The organism is Shewanella sp. AC34-MNA-CIBAN-0136 (assembly GCF_040309945.1).
Taxonomy (GTDB): Bacteria; Pseudomonadota; Gammaproteobacteria; order Enterobacterales; family Shewanellaceae; genus Shewanella.
Map to the genome: position 1 here is coordinate 1 of NZ_JBEOPJ010000106.1, position 240 is coordinate 240.

General features: G+C 44.6%; 1 protein-coding gene. It reads right to left on the reverse strand.

Annotated elements, in window-relative coordinates; translation table 11 throughout:
• Positions 1–29: 29 nt before the first annotated feature.
• On the reverse strand, positions 30–240 hold a 211-nt coding region (locus AAEY94_RS20830), incomplete at its 5' end, for a hypothetical protein (protein WP_350979954.1).

A 240-nucleotide genomic window follows, 5' to 3' on the forward strand; every position in this document is an offset into this window, starting at 1 on the left:
TGTCTAAATACCATGCTAGATTTTTAATGCTAGGGCGTATCATCATCCATCTTGATATTCACATGGCGCTTGCCCAATGCTTGACCTTGCAAAATAGCTTTGGCAGCAGTTGCTTCTTGGGCAGTATCGAAGCCGCTAATATGGTACTTACGTGCATTGTCACTATCGACAATTTGTAGCTGTGCGCCGATGAGATTCACTTTATCGCCATCAAGCAGTTGAATATGCGCACGCTTACCG